Annotated in this window: 15 protein-coding genes; 5 read left to right on the forward strand and 10 right to left on the reverse strand. The window is 62.8% G+C overall.

Going from position 1 to position 14,373, the window contains the following annotated elements; translation table 11 throughout:
• Positions 1-71 precede the first annotated feature (71 nt).
• The 5 genes from PG881_RS08950 to PG881_RS08970 all read right to left on the reverse strand — a co-directional run bounded on the left by PG881_RS08950 (position 72) and on the right by PG881_RS08970 (position 5,961).
• Positions 72-764, reverse strand: a complete 693-nt coding sequence (locus PG881_RS08950) for a response regulator (protein ID WP_011705161.1) — start codon at positions 762-764, stop codon at positions 72-74.
• Between the two features lie 3 nt (positions 765-767).
• On the reverse strand, positions 768-2,336 hold the full coding sequence (locus PG881_RS08955) for an ATP-binding protein (protein WP_011705160.1): 1,569 nt from the start codon (positions 2,334-2,336) through the stop codon (positions 768-770).
• Between the two features lie 17 nt (positions 2,337-2,353).
• On the reverse strand, positions 2,354-3,904 hold the full coding sequence (locus PG881_RS08960) for an NAD-dependent malic enzyme (RefSeq protein ID WP_270799412.1): 1,551 nt from the start codon (positions 3,902-3,904) through the stop codon (positions 2,354-2,356).
• An 11-nt stretch (positions 3,905-3,915) separates the two neighbouring features.
• Positions 3,916-5,223 carry a 2-hydroxycarboxylate transporter family protein gene (locus PG881_RS08965; protein WP_039213362.1) on the reverse strand — a complete coding sequence of 436 codons (1,308 nt, stop codon included), beginning with the start codon at positions 5,221-5,223 and terminating at the stop codon, positions 3,916-3,918.
• 546 nt (positions 5,224-5,769) lie between these two features.
• Complete coding sequence (locus tag PG881_RS08970; RefSeq protein WP_073349272.1) at positions 5,770-5,961, reverse strand: hypothetical protein; 192 nt, start codon at positions 5,959-5,961, stop codon at positions 5,770-5,772.
• Positions 5,962-6,280: 319 nt separating this feature from the next.
• Here PG881_RS08970 and slyA point away from each other — a divergent pair, with 319 nt between their 5' ends.
• The 5 genes from slyA to PG881_RS08995 all read left to right on the forward strand — a co-directional run bounded on the left by slyA (position 6,281) and on the right by PG881_RS08995 (position 10,240).
• Positions 6,281-6,754 (forward strand): transcriptional regulator SlyA, encoded by a 474-nt coding sequence (gene slyA, locus PG881_RS08975; protein ID WP_010634735.1) that lies wholly within the window; start codon positions 6,281-6,283, stop codon positions 6,752-6,754.
• A gap of 1 nt (position 6,755) precedes the next feature.
• Positions 6,756-7,811 carry an HlyD family secretion protein gene (locus PG881_RS08980; protein WP_016349913.1) on the forward strand — a complete coding sequence of 352 codons (1,056 nt, stop codon included), beginning with the start codon at positions 6,756-6,758 and terminating at the stop codon, positions 7,809-7,811.
• 10 nt (positions 7,812-7,821) lie between these two features.
• The gene (locus PG881_RS08985; protein ID WP_011705154.1) at positions 7,822-8,850 is read left to right on the forward strand and encodes a DUF2955 domain-containing protein; all 1,029 of its coding nucleotides are present in this window, start codon (positions 7,822-7,824) and stop codon (positions 8,848-8,850) included.
• A 141-nt stretch (positions 8,851-8,991) separates the two neighbouring features.
• Positions 8,992-9,753 (forward strand): substrate-binding periplasmic protein, encoded by a 762-nt coding sequence (locus tag PG881_RS08990; protein ID WP_029301550.1) that lies wholly within the window; start codon positions 8,992-8,994, stop codon positions 9,751-9,753.
• A gap of 127 nt (positions 9,754-9,880) precedes the next feature.
• Positions 9,881-10,240: an MliC family protein gene (locus PG881_RS08995; protein ID WP_029303683.1), complete on the forward strand. Its 360-nt coding sequence runs from the start codon at positions 9,881-9,883 to the stop codon at positions 10,238-10,240.
• A 31-nt stretch (positions 10,241-10,271) separates the two neighbouring features.
• Here the strand turns inward: PG881_RS08995 and PG881_RS09000 are convergent, their stop codons facing one another.
• From PG881_RS09000 to nrdD, 5 genes are all read right to left on the reverse strand, one after another.
• Positions 10,272-10,664 carry an energy transducer TonB gene (locus tag PG881_RS09000; protein WP_043161294.1) on the reverse strand — a complete coding sequence of 131 codons (393 nt, stop codon included), beginning with the start codon at positions 10,662-10,664 and terminating at the stop codon, positions 10,272-10,274.
• 144 nt (positions 10,665-10,808) lie between these two features.
• The gene (locus PG881_RS09005) at positions 10,809-10,979 is read right to left on the reverse strand and encodes a YqaE/Pmp3 family membrane protein (protein WP_005303354.1); all 171 of its coding nucleotides are present in this window, start codon (positions 10,977-10,979) and stop codon (positions 10,809-10,811) included.
• Positions 10,980-11,043: 64 nt separating this feature from the next.
• A complete protein-coding gene (nrdG, locus tag PG881_RS09010) occupies positions 11,044-11,553 on the reverse strand; it encodes an anaerobic ribonucleoside-triphosphate reductase-activating protein (RefSeq protein WP_270799418.1) in 510 nt (169 codons plus the stop codon).
• On the reverse strand, positions 11,554-11,868 hold the full coding sequence (locus tag PG881_RS09015) for a hypothetical protein (protein ID WP_270799421.1): 315 nt from the start codon (positions 11,866-11,868) through the stop codon (positions 11,554-11,556).
• 51 nt (positions 11,869-11,919) lie between these two features.
• Positions 11,920-14,037, reverse strand: a complete 2,118-nt coding sequence (nrdD, locus tag PG881_RS09020) for an anaerobic ribonucleoside-triphosphate reductase (RefSeq protein ID WP_016349909.1) — start codon at positions 14,035-14,037, stop codon at positions 11,920-11,922.
• Positions 14,038-14,373 lie beyond the last annotated feature (336 nt).

Genomic DNA, 14,373 nt, shown 5'->3' on the forward strand with positions numbered 1-14,373 from the left:
CAACGGCAGACACAAAAAAGGGAGCTCAGGCTCCCTCTTTTGTTGGCATGGGTCTGCGTGCGGCAAACGGCTCAACTGCCCCGCCGCCAGTGGTAGCGGCGCTCGGGCCGACCGCGCTGACCGTAGTTGAGATCCACGTCCACCCGGTCCTCCGACTCCAGATACTCCAGATAGCGGCGCGCCGTGGTGCGGCTGAGGGACAGGCGCAGCGCCACCGTGTCGGTGGAGAAGGCGCTGTCCGGCTCGCCCGCCAGCAGCTCCAGCACCTGGCGCAGGGTGATGGCGTCGATCCCCTTGGGGGTGTCGCGTACCTCGCGCCCCTGGGGCCTCACCTTGCCCATCAGCCGGTCCAGGTCGCTCTGCTCGAGGGAACCGCGTTCGCAGATGCGCCGGTGCAGGGTGAGGATCTCGTCCAGGCTCTGCTGGATGCGAAACAGCCGCAGCGGTTTGATGATGTAATCCTGCACCCCCTGATTGAGGGCCTGCTGGATGGTCTCCACGTCGCAGGAGGCGGTCACCATGATGACGTAGGCTTCGCGGTTGTGGCTGCGCAGCCGGTTCACCCACTCCAGGCCTGAGCCGTCAGGCAGCGAGATGTCCACCAGCAGCAGTTGCGGCTGGGCCGCGCGCATCATGAGATCGGCCTGGGTCAGGCTCTCGGCCCGACCCAGCAGGGAAAATCCGGGGGTGGAGGAGACCAGCTCGGCCAGAATGGATCCTATCCGTTCGTCATCCTCGATCACCAGAGTGAAAATGGGCTCCATAGATCACACCAATTGGTTTTTATTCAAGTAGATACCGAACAGCGTCGTCTGTTCGGCGGTGCGGCGCCATTCTATCACACCCCCTCGCCTGGCCACCGTCTCCTTGACCAGGAACAGGCCGACACCGTGATCGCCGGTCTGGCGACTGATGCCGTAATCAAACAGATGGTCCGCCAGCGCCTCGTCCACCCCTTCGCCGCTGTCCTCCACCTCGATCACCAGCCGGCGCCCGAAGTCGTTGAGGGAGATGAGCACCCGTGGCGGGCACTGCTTGCGCCGGGCCCAGGCGGCGCGGATGCCGTTGTCCAGCAGGTTGCCAATGAGGGTGATGAGATCCGCCGACACCGCCGCCGGATACTCGCCCAGCGCCGAATCGGGATCCAGCACCAGCTCCACCCCGAGCTCGCGGGCCCGGCTGAACTTGCCGAGGATGAGCCCGGCCACCGGCTTGTCCTCGATGGCCCGCAGCAGATCGTGCAGCATGGTCTGGCACGCCTCGCTCTCCTGCTGGATCAGCTCCACCGCCTGATCCACGTGGCCCAGCTGCAGCAGGCCGGAGAGGCTGCTGAGCTTGTTGGCGAACTCGTGGGTCTGCATCCGCAGCATCTCGGCATACTGGCGCAGGTGAGTCACCTGCATGCCGAGGCTGCCGGTCACCTCGGGGCGGCTGAAGATCAGCAACCGACCGGGTATCTTGCCCTCCACCGCCTGCCAGCGCCCGATGAACGACTCGCCGTGCACGGTGAAGCCGAGCTCGGTCTCGAGCTGGGTCAGGGCGGGGGCGAGCGGGGGCGACAGCTCAGCCAGCGGCTGGCCGAGCAGGGAGTGGCGGCCGGTGCCGGGCAGGCGCAGCTGGTAAAAGGCGGCGCTGTTGAGCATGCGGATGTGGCCCTGGCTGTCGAGGGCGATCACCCCCTCCGAGATGTGCTCCAGCACCAGCTCCTGCAGCACGAAGCGGTTGACGATGGTCTCCGGCTCCAGATCCAGCAGGGTGCGGCGCAACCGATGCTGGATCCAGAGCGCCAGCAGCAGGCCGCAGCCCAGCACGGCGCCGATGGCGCTGATGAGCAGGGCGATCCGATCCAGATAGATGCCCTCCACCGTCTGCATCAGATAACCCACCACCACGGCGCCGATGGCGCGTCCGTCCGCCCCGATCACCGGGGCGAAGCAGCGAATGGCCGGCCCCAGGGTGCCCACGTCCTTGGAGCAGTAGCTGCTGCGCTCGTTGAGGGAGGGCCAGATATCCTCGCCGCGAAACAGACCGCCCACCAGCTCCGGGGAGGGGTGGCTCAGCCGGCGGGCATGCTCGTCGGTCACCACCATGTAGGCGGCATCGGTGCGGCTGCAGATCCCCTGCACATAGTCGCGCAGACCCGGATCGCTGCCCCACTCCAGCGCCTGTACCACTCGGCTGTCCGCCGCCAGTACCCGCGCCAGATCGCCCCCCTTCTCCTCCAGGTTCACTTCCAGCAGGTGGCGGATAAAGAGCGCCAGCAGGCTGCCCAGGATCACGATCAGGAGCAGTGACAGGCCCAGGGAGAGGGTGACCAGTTGGTGACGCAGTTTCATCGATTAGCCTTGCAACATCAGGACGCGGACCAATAGTGCGGGCGCCACCAAGTCTGGTCAATCAAAGGTGCGGGATCGCCGGCAAAATCCGCCAGCCCCTCGGCACGGGCACACAGTGCCACCGCCCTCGCCACGGCGCGGGCCACCTCCCCCACCTGTTCGATGGGAGGCAGCAGCCGCCCTTCGGCCAGCGGATAGGCACCCACCGCCTGCACCGCCGCCCGCAACATGTCGTCGCTGATGCGCCGCGCCTTGACCGCGCAGGCACCGAGGCCGATGCCCGGGAACACATAGACGTTGTTGCACTGGGAGACCACTCGCGCCGCCCCGTCCACCGCCACCGGCGGGAAGGGGCTGCCGGTGGCGAGCAGGGCGCGCCCGCCGGTAGCCTGCCACACCTGGGCCGGGGTTGCCTCGGCGCTGCGGGTGGGGTTGGAGAGTGGCAGGATCACCGGCCGCTCGCACACCTCCCCCATGGCCGTCAGCACCGCCTCGTCGAACAGGCCACCCTGACCGCTTACCCCGATCAACACCCCGGGGCGCACACGCTCGATGAGCGCAGCCAGGGAGTTGCACGCCTCCGCCGCCGGACGGGCGAACGGCTGCTGGGCCGGGGTGAGCCCGGCGCGGTCCAGGCAGACCAGGCCATCCTGATCAAACAGCTGCACCCGCTCCGTGCTGCCCGCCAGCTGGGCCAGCATGGCGGCGATGCCGCAGCCAGCCGAGCCGGCACCGACGATCAGCACCGGGGTCTCGGCAAGCACACTGCCCGCCTGCTGCAGGCCCGCCAGTACGCAGGCCGACGCCACCGCCGCCGTGCCCTGGATGTCGTCGTTGAACATGCACAGCTCATCGCGGTAGCGGGCCAGCAGATTGGCGGCATGTTTGCCGGCAAAGTCTTCAAACTGCAGCACCACCTGGGGCCAGCGTTTGCGAATGGCGGCCACCACCTTGTCCATGAACTGGTAATAGGGCTCGCCATCCACCCGCGGCGCCTGCCAGCCGAGGTAGGAGTCATCTTCCAGCAGCTCGGGGTTGTTGGTGCCCACATCGACGCACAGCGGCAGGGTGCGCGCCGGGTTGATGCCGCCAGCGGCGGAGTAGAGCGCCAGCTTGCCGATGCAGATCCCCATGCCGCCGATGCCTAGATCGCCGAGCCCCAGCACCCGCTCGCCATCGGAGATGACGATGACGTCCACCTCCTGCTCCACCGCCGCGAAGATGTCGTCCAGCTCGTCCCGGTCGTGCCAGGAGAGGTAGAGGCCGTGGCTGCGCAGATAAAGGTCGCTGTGGCGCTGGCACGCCTCCCCCACCACAGGGGTGTAGATGATGGGCAACAGCTCGGGCAGGTGGTGGCGCACCAGCTCGTAGAACAGCACCGGGTTGTCCTCCTGCAGCTGGCGCAGCAGCAGGTGCTGATCAAACGGGCTCTGCATGGCCGAAACCAGCCGGTAGATACGGCGCCGCTGCTGGGCCAGCGACTCCTCCTTGTGGGGCATGCGCCCCATCAGTCCCTGTCGCTTGCGTTCGGCATAGGGCAGGCTGGTGCCCATCATGATGTCGTTCATTATCTTGTTCCTTATGCCAGCAGCGAGATGAGCAGGGTGGCCAGGATCAACATGACGGCCCCCCCGAGACGGGAAGAGATCTGGGCAAACGGCATCAGCGTCATGCGCTGGGCCGCCGAGAGCACGGCCACGTCGCCGGTGCCCCCCATGTTGGCCATGCACAGACCGCCAGTGATGGCTGCCTCGATGGGGTAGAAGCCGATCATCCGCCCCACCAGCGCCGCCCCCAGGGCACCGCCGACCACGGTCACCAGCACCAGCACGAAGTAGCTGACGGAGAAGGCGCTGATGAGCTCGGGAATGCTGGTGTAGGCGACACCGATCCCCACCAGCAGGGAGGGCGTCAGGTTGCTCACCACGAACTGGTACCAGTCGGCCGCCGCCTGCTCGTAACGGCGGGGCAGCAGGCCGCTCACCTTGATGACGGCCACCGCCAGGATCATCAGGGCGAAGGGGTGCATGGGGATGAAGTTGCCGAGCAATGAGCCCAGCACGAACATGCTGGAGCTGATGAAGAGCCCGAGGCCCAGGCTCTCCAGGGTCGGCGCCTGCACCTTCTCTTCGGCCACGCCAGCGGCACTCTCTTTTATCATCAGCTTGCCGTTGCCGGTCAGGGAGGGGTAGCGGCGACCGAGGCGGGCCAGCAAGGTCCCCACCAGGATCGCCAGGGTGTTGGCGATCACCACCGCCGGCACCATGCGCGACAGCAGATCGGCGCTCGACATCTGCAGCGGCCCGGAGAGGATCTCCACCAGCGGCACGGCGCCGGCCCCCATGCCGCCGCCCATGATGGGCAGGCCGATCAGCAGCACCGCATTCTTGAAGCCATACCCCATCAGGGCGCCCACCAGACCAACGCTGAGCAGCGCCAGCGCGACGCCCCCTAGGATCACCGGCAGGTAGCGCATGGCGGCGTTTTTCAGCAGGGCGCCGCTCATGCCGAACACCGAGCCGGTCACCAGGCTGGCGATGAAGAAGTTGAGAAAGCCCCCCTCCTTCATGAAGCCGATGATCACCTGGCCCGCCTCGACGGGCAGGATCCGGTATTCAAACAGGGCGGCGCCGCCGAAGATGGCGAGTATGGTGCCGCCACCCAGGTATTCACGGATGGGGGTGATGCGCTCCCCCAGTTCGGTCAGCAGGGTGCCGAGCACGAACATCAATGCCAGCGCACCGACCATGCCGAGTGGCAAGGATCCATTCCAGCCCGAGAAGAGTACGCAGGTGGCAAGCCCGAGGAAGATCATCATGGGCATGCCGGCAATCTGTCGGTCGCCAAACAGCGCGATCCGGGTCTGTGGGGTAGAGAGGTTTTTCATTGTTATGCTCCAGCGTGTGGTGTGGCGCCACTCTAGCCATCTCTCTCGCCCCTGTCGGTTAGCCTGTCTGCAAAGGCATATAAAAACATTAAATTCTTAAACGTTATGGCTGGCAGAGGATGCCGTCCGACCTGTCATTGGCATTATTCGGGCGCACTATTGTGCCGCGCCAATCAAACCGGTGAGCACTCATCCCTCAATGCCAGCAGGCTCTTTATGGGGCCATTATCAAATAACGATTAAATAATGGGCGGCATACTTTCTCAATAATGGGAAACCATGCTTGCCCTGCTCCATGCTATTTCGACAGATCACAAGCAAGGATTGAGTGGCGATCTCAAGATCGGTAAATCCCAATCGGATAAACCGCCGCAGACCGGAAGAGACAACTGGAAGATTGTGGGCGGGCGATCACGCCGAGACCCGCAAAGAGGATCTGCCCATGGCAGGCCGTGCCTGCCTCTGGGGAGCGTTTGAGCCGATACAAGCGGGCCCTGCAACAGACCGTCAGATGATGATGACGGCCTCATGACACCAACCGAAAAACTATTCGGCTAATAACAGTGGAATATTGGCAGGGTCAAATTCATGACAGGTTTCGGTACTTTCCAGGCTGAGCCCATAATGGCCATCGGCAACATATTCTACCTCCACCAACAGGCTCTCGATGGAGAAATGGGGGTCACCCGATTCATATCGTTCCACAGCTATCGTCTCCCTGTTTAGCTGACCCATCAATATTAGTGGATAAAAAACAGCCTGCCGAATTCAGATAATATTTTTCTGCCACCAACATGATCGGCCATGGCTATTCCAAGGCTATTTTCAGCACGGATTGGTGAGATGATTTGGTTATTTCACCGGCCCATGGCGGGAATGATTCACCCAAATTGGCTCGCGGCAGACACGGGTGGCTGCCAACAGGACGTTCAAACCCAACAAGCAAGCTCCACAAGAAACCTACCTCCAATTTTCATAAACAAGATCGCGATCACACTATTTACTTAGCCTGCTAAACAACTACAATGCTTAGCAAGCTAAATAAATGGAGAGCCTCATGATGAAGGATCTGGAAATGCTGCGCGAGCTGTCCCTCGCCGAGCGGGTCGGCCGACTGCATCGGCTGTGGCGCACCGTGGCCGATCTCGAACTGGCCCCCCTCGGCCTCACCCATCCCCGCTGGACGGCGCTGTGGAAGCTGAGCCGGCTCGGTGGCCACCTCAGCCAGAAGACCCTGGCCGAAGCGCTGGAGATCGAACTGCCCTCCCTGATGCGCACCCTGGGCCAGCTGGAAGAGCAGGGGCTGGTGGAGCGCCACTGCTGCAGTCAGGACAAGCGGGCCCGCATCGTCACCCTGACCCCGGCCGGCAAGGCGCTGCTCGATCAGATTGAAGATCGCATCATGGAGATACGCCGGGAGCTGCTCGCCGGCATCAGCCAGCGGGAGCTGGAACAGTTTGAAGATATCGTGCACCGCATCTGCGCCAATGCCCTCGGCAAGATAGGTGCACAGAGTGAAGAGAGAGAGTGAAATGACCCCGGATCAACAATTCAAGCGCTGGATAAAATGGGCCATGGGCGCCTTCGTACTGGTCTTTGCCTACTTCCTGCTGGCCGACCTCAAGATGCCGCTCACCCCGCAAGCCATGGCGACTCGCGTCGTGACCAAGATGGCGCCCCAAGTCAGCGGCAAGGTGGTCGAGGTGGCCGTCGGCAACAATCAGCACGTCAAACAGGGCGATCTGCTGTTCGTACTCGATCCCGCCCCCTTTGAGCTGGCGGTGGAGCAGGCCCGCCTCGCCCTGGCACAGGCCGAGCAGCAGAATCGCCAGCTCGATGCCACCCTCAATGCCGCCAGCGCCGACTTCAGTTCGCTGCAGACCCAGGCCGCCCTCAAGCTGCGGGAAGCGGAACGTATCGACGCCCTCTATCGCCGCCACATGGTCTCCGAGCAGCAGAAGGATGACGCCGACAGCGCGTTTCGCACCGCCCAGGCCAACCTGCTGGCCAGCAAGGCCCGCATGACCCAGGCCCGAGTCAACCGCGGTCTGCCCGGCGACGACAACCTGCTGCTGCGCCAGGCCCGCAACCGCCTTGCCCAGGCCGAGCTCAACCTCGCCTACAGCCGGGTTCACGCCAGCCAGGATGGCATCATCACCAACCTGCAGCTCAAGCCGGGCAGCTTCGCCGCGGCGGGCGCACCGCTGCTGGCACTGGTCTCCGAGCAGGTGGACGTGATCGCCGATTTTCGCGAGAAGAGCCTGCGCCACGTCAATCAGGACAGCCAGGCACTGGTCGCCTTCGATGGCGAGCCGGGTCGCCTCTATCCGGCCCGGGTCACCAGCCTGGATGCCGGGGTCAGCGCCGGCCAGTTCGATGCCAACGGCCTCCTGGCCAGCCCTACCGAGTCGGATCGCTGGGTGCGCGATGCCCAGCGTCTGCGCCTGCACCTGGCGCTGGAACAGCTGCCCGCCCATCTGCCGGCCGGTGCCCGTGCCACCGTGCAACTGCTGCCCGACAACGCCCTGACCGGACTGCTGGCCCGCGCCCAGATCCGCCTGCTCAGCCTGCTGCACTACATCTACTGAGGTGACGGCAATGACGCTATGGCACAGGCCCCTCACCGCCAACGAACTGCGCCAATGCCTGCGCATCGCCTTTGGCAGCACCACCGGCTTTCTGCTCTGCAAGCTGTTTGGCTGGAACTACGGTGTCTTCTACACCGTCACGCCGGTGCTGCTGCTGGGCATGGTGCCGGTGATGAACGGCCATGCCGCCCGCCAGCTGATCGCCGCCGCCGTGGTCTGCGGGCTGGAAGTGGGGCTGCTGGGGGGGCTGTTTGGCGGCCATCCCGGCCTGATGGTTCCCATCGCCTTCCTGCTGTTTCTCTACCGCTTCGCCGCCATGTCGCGGGGCAGCCTGTTCCTGTTCGGTGCCAACGGGGTGTTGAGTCTCAGCATCATGCTGCACTTTGCCAGTTACCCGCAGACCGATCTCAACGACCTTATCTTCAGCAACCTGTGGGCCAGCGTGCTGTCGGTGCTCATCGCCTACCTGATGACGGCATTGATCCCGGACGTGGAGGAGCGCCCCAAACCGGCTCCCTCCCCCAAGGCCCCGCACCGGATGCGGCACGAGGCGCTGCTTGGCGCCAGCATCGCCACGCTCTCCTTCATGGTGTTCCAGATCTTCGATCTGCGGGACTCCATGTCGGCCCAGGCCACGACCCTGCTGGTGCTCTTCCCCATGCATTGGGACGGTGCCCTGAGCTATGCCCGCAAACGGGCCATGGGCACCCTGCTCGGGGTGAGCTTCGGCCTGGTCAGCCAGCTGGTGCTATACGACTGGTCGGGACTGCTGTTGCTGGTCGCCCCCATGCTCTGGCTCGGCGCCATGCTGTTCAGCCATGCCCACGTGAAGGAGGCGAGCGGCTCCGGGGTCGGCTTCGGTGCCCTCACCACCCTCGGCATCCTGTTCGGCCAATACCTGACGCCGGGCAACGATCTGGTGTTCAGCGCCCTCTACCGGGTCAGCAGCATCTTGTTTGCCATCGTCGCCACCCTGCTGGCCTGTTACCTCATCCACCGGCTGCTTAACCGCTTCGAGGCCACTCGGTTCGGTTATTGACCCCCTGTTGTTAGCTCAAGGATGTGCTGCCTTTCGCCCCGCTATGCCTACCGGGGCGTTTTTTTGCCTCCCGTTTGGCGGCACCTGCGGCCAGCCCCAGCAACTATGCTTGCTAGGGCAGTCGGCAACAGGAGAGAGACCATGGCACGAGCAGCATACATCCACTGGTTGGCAATCACTCTGCTGCTGGGGATGACCTGTGCCCGGGCAGAGCAGGTGCTCATTGCCGCCGAGGATGACTGGGCCCCCTACTGCGCCCTCGACAAGCAGAGCGGTCAGCCGCAGGGGCTGGCCCCCGAGCTGGTGAAGGCGGCCTTCGCCGCCGAGGGGGTCGACGTCGAGTTTCGCACCATCCCCTTCGCCCGCTGCATGTACGAGGCACGCAGCGACAAGGTGCTCGGCTGCTTCGATGCCACCATCACCGAGGAGAACCGCTACCAGTACTTCTGGCACGAGACCCCCATGTTCGAGGAGGATCTCGCCATCTTCGCCCTGGCCCGCGAACCGCGCCGGGATCTCAAGCTCACCTCGCTGGAACAGAAGACGGTGGGCATCACCCTTGGCTACACCTACCCCACCGACTTCATGGAAAACCCCAGGATCACCCGCTTCCAGGCCAAGTCCGACGCCCAGATCATTGAGATGCTGGTGCGCGGCCGGGTCGACTACATCCTGATGAACGAGATGCCGGGCTACCTCAAGATCCAGCAAAAACAGCTGAGCGGGAAGGTGGTCAAGGTGGGCAAGATCTCCACCGACGGTTTCTGGCTCGCCTTCTCTCGCGCCCACCCTCAGGGTGAGGCGATGGCCAAGCGCTTCGAGGAGGGGCTGCAGAAGATCCGCAACAACGGCACCTACGAGGCACTGGTGCGCGCCTTCGAGGCCAGACTCGGCCTGCATTGAGCCGCTGCTCATTAGCGCTTCTTTTGAAGCCCATGGACGCATATCGACGCAAGCCGGGTCGAGGCGCATTGCGCCCCTTTGGCAAGCTGTTAGGATCACGCCCGGATGACACCGATGGAGAATCAACATGAAGCACGCCAACCTTCTGCTGCTGGGCATCACGAGCCTGACCCTGCTGAGCGGCTGCGAACGCGGTGCCGGCACCCTGAGCGTGACCGGTGGCGACCCCGTCACCTATCTGTGTGAACAGGGCCAACGGGTGCAGGTACGCTACTTCGCCCTCTCCGATCAGAGCCTCAACTTCGTCAAACTGGCGCTGCCAGATGGCAAGGATTACACCCTGCCGCAGAGCGTTTCCGCCTCCGGCGCCCGCTACACCGACGACCATGAGGCCGTCTGGTGGAACAAGGGAGATGAAGGCTTTGTCGAGATGCGCGACAAGGATGGCGAGTGGCAGAGCGTCTACAACGACTGCAAGCAGCAGTAATGAACAACCCCGGCCAGGCCGGGGTTGTTCATTACTCCACTTCAATCTCGTAGCGACCCACCACTCGTACCGGAATGGCCTGCGGGTTCTGCTCCGACACGCGATAGCGGGTCTTGGCCAGCCCCGACAGGGCGATCAGGTCCAGCACGCCGGGCGGCTCCGAGGCCACAATCTCTGGGCTGAACAGATTGCCGTTGGAGTCGATGAGATAACGGATCTCCACATAGCCCTTGACGGGCCGCTTGGCTGGCGCACCGCCCACCGGTTCAAACGGAGGCACCTCGCCATCCTGCACCCAGTATTTGCCAAGCTCCGCCATGGTCACCTCCAGCGGCGGCTGGTTCAGCTTCACGGTGGGACTGGGGCTGGCACAGCCCCCCAGCAGACCGAGCACAATGCCCAGCAGCAAGACCTTCAAACCCATTCAACACTCCTTGTTGAGTCAGATCAGAGGGGTCACCCCTCCCCGGCAGGGTTACCGGCCCGTTACTGTAACAATCGGAACCCGTTTGAGCAGCATAAAAAAAGCCAACCCCATCGGGTTGGCTTTTAGCAAAGCGGCTCAGCGTCAGCCGCGCTTGTCGCTGACCACCAGCCAGAGCGCATGCACCATGCCGGGCAGGCCGCCGAGCAGGGTCAGCACTATGTTGATCAGAAAATGCAGGCTGAAGCCCACCTGAAGAAAGGCACAGACCGGGGGCAGAAAGATGGCCAGCAGGATCTTGAGCAGATTGTTCATCTCGGATTTCCTCGTCAACGATGTCACAGGGATAGCAATGGGCTAACCATAAACATCCCTGGCTTCAACTGCAAACCAGACAGGGAATGCGCTCACCCCCTTCCCGCCAGGCGTTGAGGTCGTGGATGACCTGATTGCTGCTGCCGCGCCAGAGCAGGCCGGGATCCGCCAGCCCCTTCTCGAACTTGCCGTCCACCAGCACGTCCAGCAAGGCCACCAGCTCGCGCTGGGCCGGGCTGAGCTCGCCAAGCAGATAGCCGGTCCAGCACCAGATGTCCTTGCCGGGGCACTCGGCACGCACCCGCCGCACCAACGCCAGCACGTGGGTCACGTTGGCGGGGTGGAGCGGATCGCCGCCGGAGAGCGACAGCCCGCGCCGCTTGATGCGCGTGTCGTTGAGATCCGCGATGACGCGATCGCTCATCGCCTCGTCAAACGGCTTGCCGCCATCGAGCCGCCAGGTGCTCTGGTTGTAGCAGCCTGGGCACTGGTGTTTGCAGCCCGAGACAAACAGGGTGGCGCGGGTGCCGGGGCCGTTGATCACATCGACCGGGTAGTATTGGTGGTAGTGCATCTAGAACGTCACTTCACACTCAACTACATCAATACATGTCTGAGCCTGAGAGTGATTGGCCGCAGTAAACCATTCACCATCACGAACCTGAACATCATTTAGATCCTTCAACCGCAAACAGCGCCAATTGTAAATAGAGTTTGGAGTCACAATACCTTTGCTACTTGAACCACCGAACTGATAGAAAAGTGCTTGCTGGTACCCATTCTTGGTACCGATTGCATGAGGGCACATTTCACGATAATGCCCTTGGTATTCAGCAATAATTTGTTTTTTATTCAGAATTGCGTATTTGACTAATTCATAAGTACTCATACAGGCATCTCCTAACAAATTGCTACGTGAAAGAACTTCAGTTGGCTCTGTTTACATATGCTTGACGCGGCGCTTCACCTCCTCCTGCTTGCCCGCATTGAAGGGGCGCGCATCCGGGCTGCCGAGGTAGCCGCAAACACGGCGGGTCACCGATACCTTGGCCGGGTCGTGGTTGCCGCAGCGCGGGCAGGTAAAGCCCTTGGAGGTGCACTCAAACTCGCCGGTGAAGCCGCAGTCGTAGCACTCGTCGATGGGGGTGTTGGTACCGTAGTAGGGCACCTTGTCATAGCTGTAATCCCAGACGTTTTCGAGCGCTTCCAGGTTGTGCTGGATGTTGGGGTACTCGCCGTAGCAGATGAAGCCGCCGCTGGCGATGGGCGGATAGGGCGCCTCGAAGTCCAGCTTGTCGTACGGATTGACCTGCTTCTCCACGTCGAGGTGGAAGCTGTTGGTGTAGTAGCCTTTGTCGGTCACCCCCGCCACCACGCCAAACTCCTTGGCATCGATGCGGCAGAAGCGCGAGCAGAGATTCTCGCTCGGGGTGGAGTAGAGGCTGAAGCCGTAGCCGGTCTCCTCCTTCCACTCGTCGGTGGCCGCCTTGAGCCGCGCAATGATGGCGATGGCCTTCTGCTGCAGTTCGGCGCTGTCAAACAGGTGCACCTGATCGCCAAACAGGGCGTTGATGGTCTCGTGTACCCCGATGTAACCAAGCGAAATGGAGGCGCGACCGTGCTTGAAGATCTCGCTGACATTGTCGTCGGCCTTCAGGCGCACCCCGCAGGCCCCTTCCATGTAGAGGATGGGCGCGACCCGGGCCTTGACCCCGTCGAGGCGCTTGATGCGGTACATCAGTGCGGTCTTGGCTACCCGCAGGGCGGCGTCCAGCTTGTCCCAGAAGTCCGCTTCATCGCGGGATTTCAGGGCGATGCGCGGCAGGTTGAGGCTTACCACGCCTAAGTTGTTGCGCCCTTCGTGGACCAGCTCGCCGTGCTCCTCGTAGGCACCGAGGAAGGAGCGGCAACCCATAGGGGTCTTGAAGGAGCCGGTCACCTTGACCACCTGGTCGTAGTTGAGGATGTCCGGGTACATCCGCTTGGAGGCGCACTCCAGTGCCAGCTGCTTGATGTCGTAGTTGGGATCGCCCTGCTTGTGGTTGAGGCCATCCTTGATGGCGAACACCAGTTTCGGGAACACGGCGGTCTTCTTGTTCTTGCCAAGGCCGGCGATGCGGTTGCTCAAGATGGCGCGCTGGATCAGACGTGACTGCCAGCTGTCGCCGAGGCCAAAGCCGAAGGTGACGAACGGGGTCTGACCGTTGGCGGTGTGCAGGGTGTTGACCTCGTACTCCAGCGACTGGAAGGCGTCGTAACACTCCTTCTCGGTACGGGCCATGGCGTAGGCGTCCACATCGCTGATACCCCACTCCAGCGCCACTTCCCGGTGTTTCTCCCAGCTGATGGTCACATAGGGGGCCAGCACTTCGTCGATGCGGTTGATGGTGGTGCCACCATAGATGTGGCTCGCCACCTGGGCGATGATCTGGGCCGTGACCGCGGTGGCGGTGCTGATGGACTTGGGAGTGTCGATCTCCGCGTTGCCCATCTTGAAGCCGTGGGTCAGCATCCCCTTCAGATCGATCAACATGCAGTTGAACATGGGGAAGAAGGGGGAGTAGTCGAGATCGTGGAAGTGCAGATCGCCGCTCTCGTGGGCCTGCACCACATCGCGGGGCAGCATGTGACTGGTGGCGTAATGCTTGGCGACGATGCCCGCCAGCAGGTCACGCTGGGTCGGGATCACCTTGGAGTCCTTGTTGGCGTTCTCGTTGAGCAGGGCCGCGTTGGTCTGCTCCACCAGGCCGCGGATCTCCTGGGCCAGCCGGCCGCGGGCCTCGCGAGCCTGATCCCGGTCGTGACGGTATTCGATGTAGGCACGGGCGATGGCCTTGTCGTCGGAGGCCATCAGGTGGTTCTCGACCCGGTTCTGGATCTCGTGGATGTCCACTTCCCCCCGTCCTTCCAGCTCCTGGGTGACGGCGGCGGCAATGCGCTCGGCCAGCGCCGGACTGGCCTGATTGACCGCTTCTGCCGCTCGGCCCACCGCCTCGGCAATCAGCTGGGCATTGAATGGTGCGCGACATCCATCACGTTTGATCACAACCGGTTTCATGGATTTTCCCCGTTAAAAAGGCCAGGCTCTCGCCCTCGGCTTACCCTTGTTTGGCCCCCTCCTCCACGCCTCGTCCTCGGCGCAAATAAATTCAGCCGAGGCTTGACAAGCCAGGGCTGACGATGAGAAAGGAACAGCTTGTACACAGCTTAATAACACAACATATAGGGATTAAAAACGAATGCAGCCCTATATGTGGTGTCTATTAGGCACCAAAGCGTGACCGTATTTCTTGATCCAGAACAGGTTTTGAGGCGAGTGGCGCAGTTCCCGACCAGTCACAAACGGCCCCATACAAGACCCAATTCAAGCCTGATGCGGGCTGGCGCCCGATAC

The organism is Aeromonas sp. QDB54, from assembly GCF_027707385.1.
GTDB classification, from domain to species: domain Bacteria; phylum Pseudomonadota; class Gammaproteobacteria; order Enterobacterales; family Aeromonadaceae; genus Aeromonas; species Aeromonas hydrophila.

Bases quoted from the DNA above. Each gene is read 5' to 3' on its own strand.
- PG881_RS08950 (WP_011705161.1), bottom strand. From the start codon at position 764: ATGGAGCCCATTTTCACTCTGGTGATCGAGGATGACGAACGGATAGGA.
- PG881_RS08955 (WP_011705160.1), bottom strand. From the start codon at position 2,336: ATGAAACTGCGTCACCAACTGGTCACCCTCTCCCTGGGCCTGTCACTG.
- PG881_RS08960 (WP_270799412.1), bottom strand. From the start codon at position 3,904: ATGAACGACATCATGATGGGCACCAGCCTGCCCTATGCCGAACGCAAG.
- PG881_RS08965 (WP_039213362.1), bottom strand. From the start codon at position 5,223: ATGAAAAACCTCTCTACCCCACAGACCCGGATCGCGCTGTTTGGCGAC.
- slyA (WP_010634735.1), top strand. From the start codon at position 6,281: ATGATGAAGGATCTGGAAATGCTGCGCGAGCTGTCCCTCGCCGAGCGG.
- PG881_RS08980 (WP_016349913.1), top strand. From the start codon at position 6,756: ATGACCCCGGATCAACAATTCAAGCGCTGGATAAAATGGGCCATGGGC.
- PG881_RS08985 (WP_011705154.1), top strand. From the start codon at position 7,822: ATGACGCTATGGCACAGGCCCCTCACCGCCAACGAACTGCGCCAATGC.
- PG881_RS08990 (WP_029301550.1), top strand. From the start codon at position 8,992: ATGGCACGAGCAGCATACATCCACTGGTTGGCAATCACTCTGCTGCTG.
- PG881_RS08995 (WP_029303683.1), top strand. From the start codon at position 9,881: ATGAAGCACGCCAACCTTCTGCTGCTGGGCATCACGAGCCTGACCCTG.
- PG881_RS09000 (WP_043161294.1), bottom strand. From the start codon at position 10,664: ATGGGTTTGAAGGTCTTGCTGCTGGGCATTGTGCTCGGTCTGCTGGGG.
- PG881_RS09005 (WP_005303354.1), bottom strand. From the start codon at position 10,979: ATGAACAATCTGCTCAAGATCCTGCTGGCCATCTTTCTGCCCCCGGTC.
- nrdG (WP_270799418.1), bottom strand. From the start codon at position 11,553: ATGCACTACCACCAATACTACCCGGTCGATGTGATCAACGGCCCCGGC.
- PG881_RS09015 (WP_270799421.1), bottom strand. From the start codon at position 11,868: ATGAGTACTTATGAATTAGTCAAATACGCAATTCTGAATAAAAAACAA.
- nrdD (WP_016349909.1), bottom strand. From the start codon at position 14,037: ATGAAACCGGTTGTGATCAAACGTGATGGATGTCGCGCACCATTCAAT.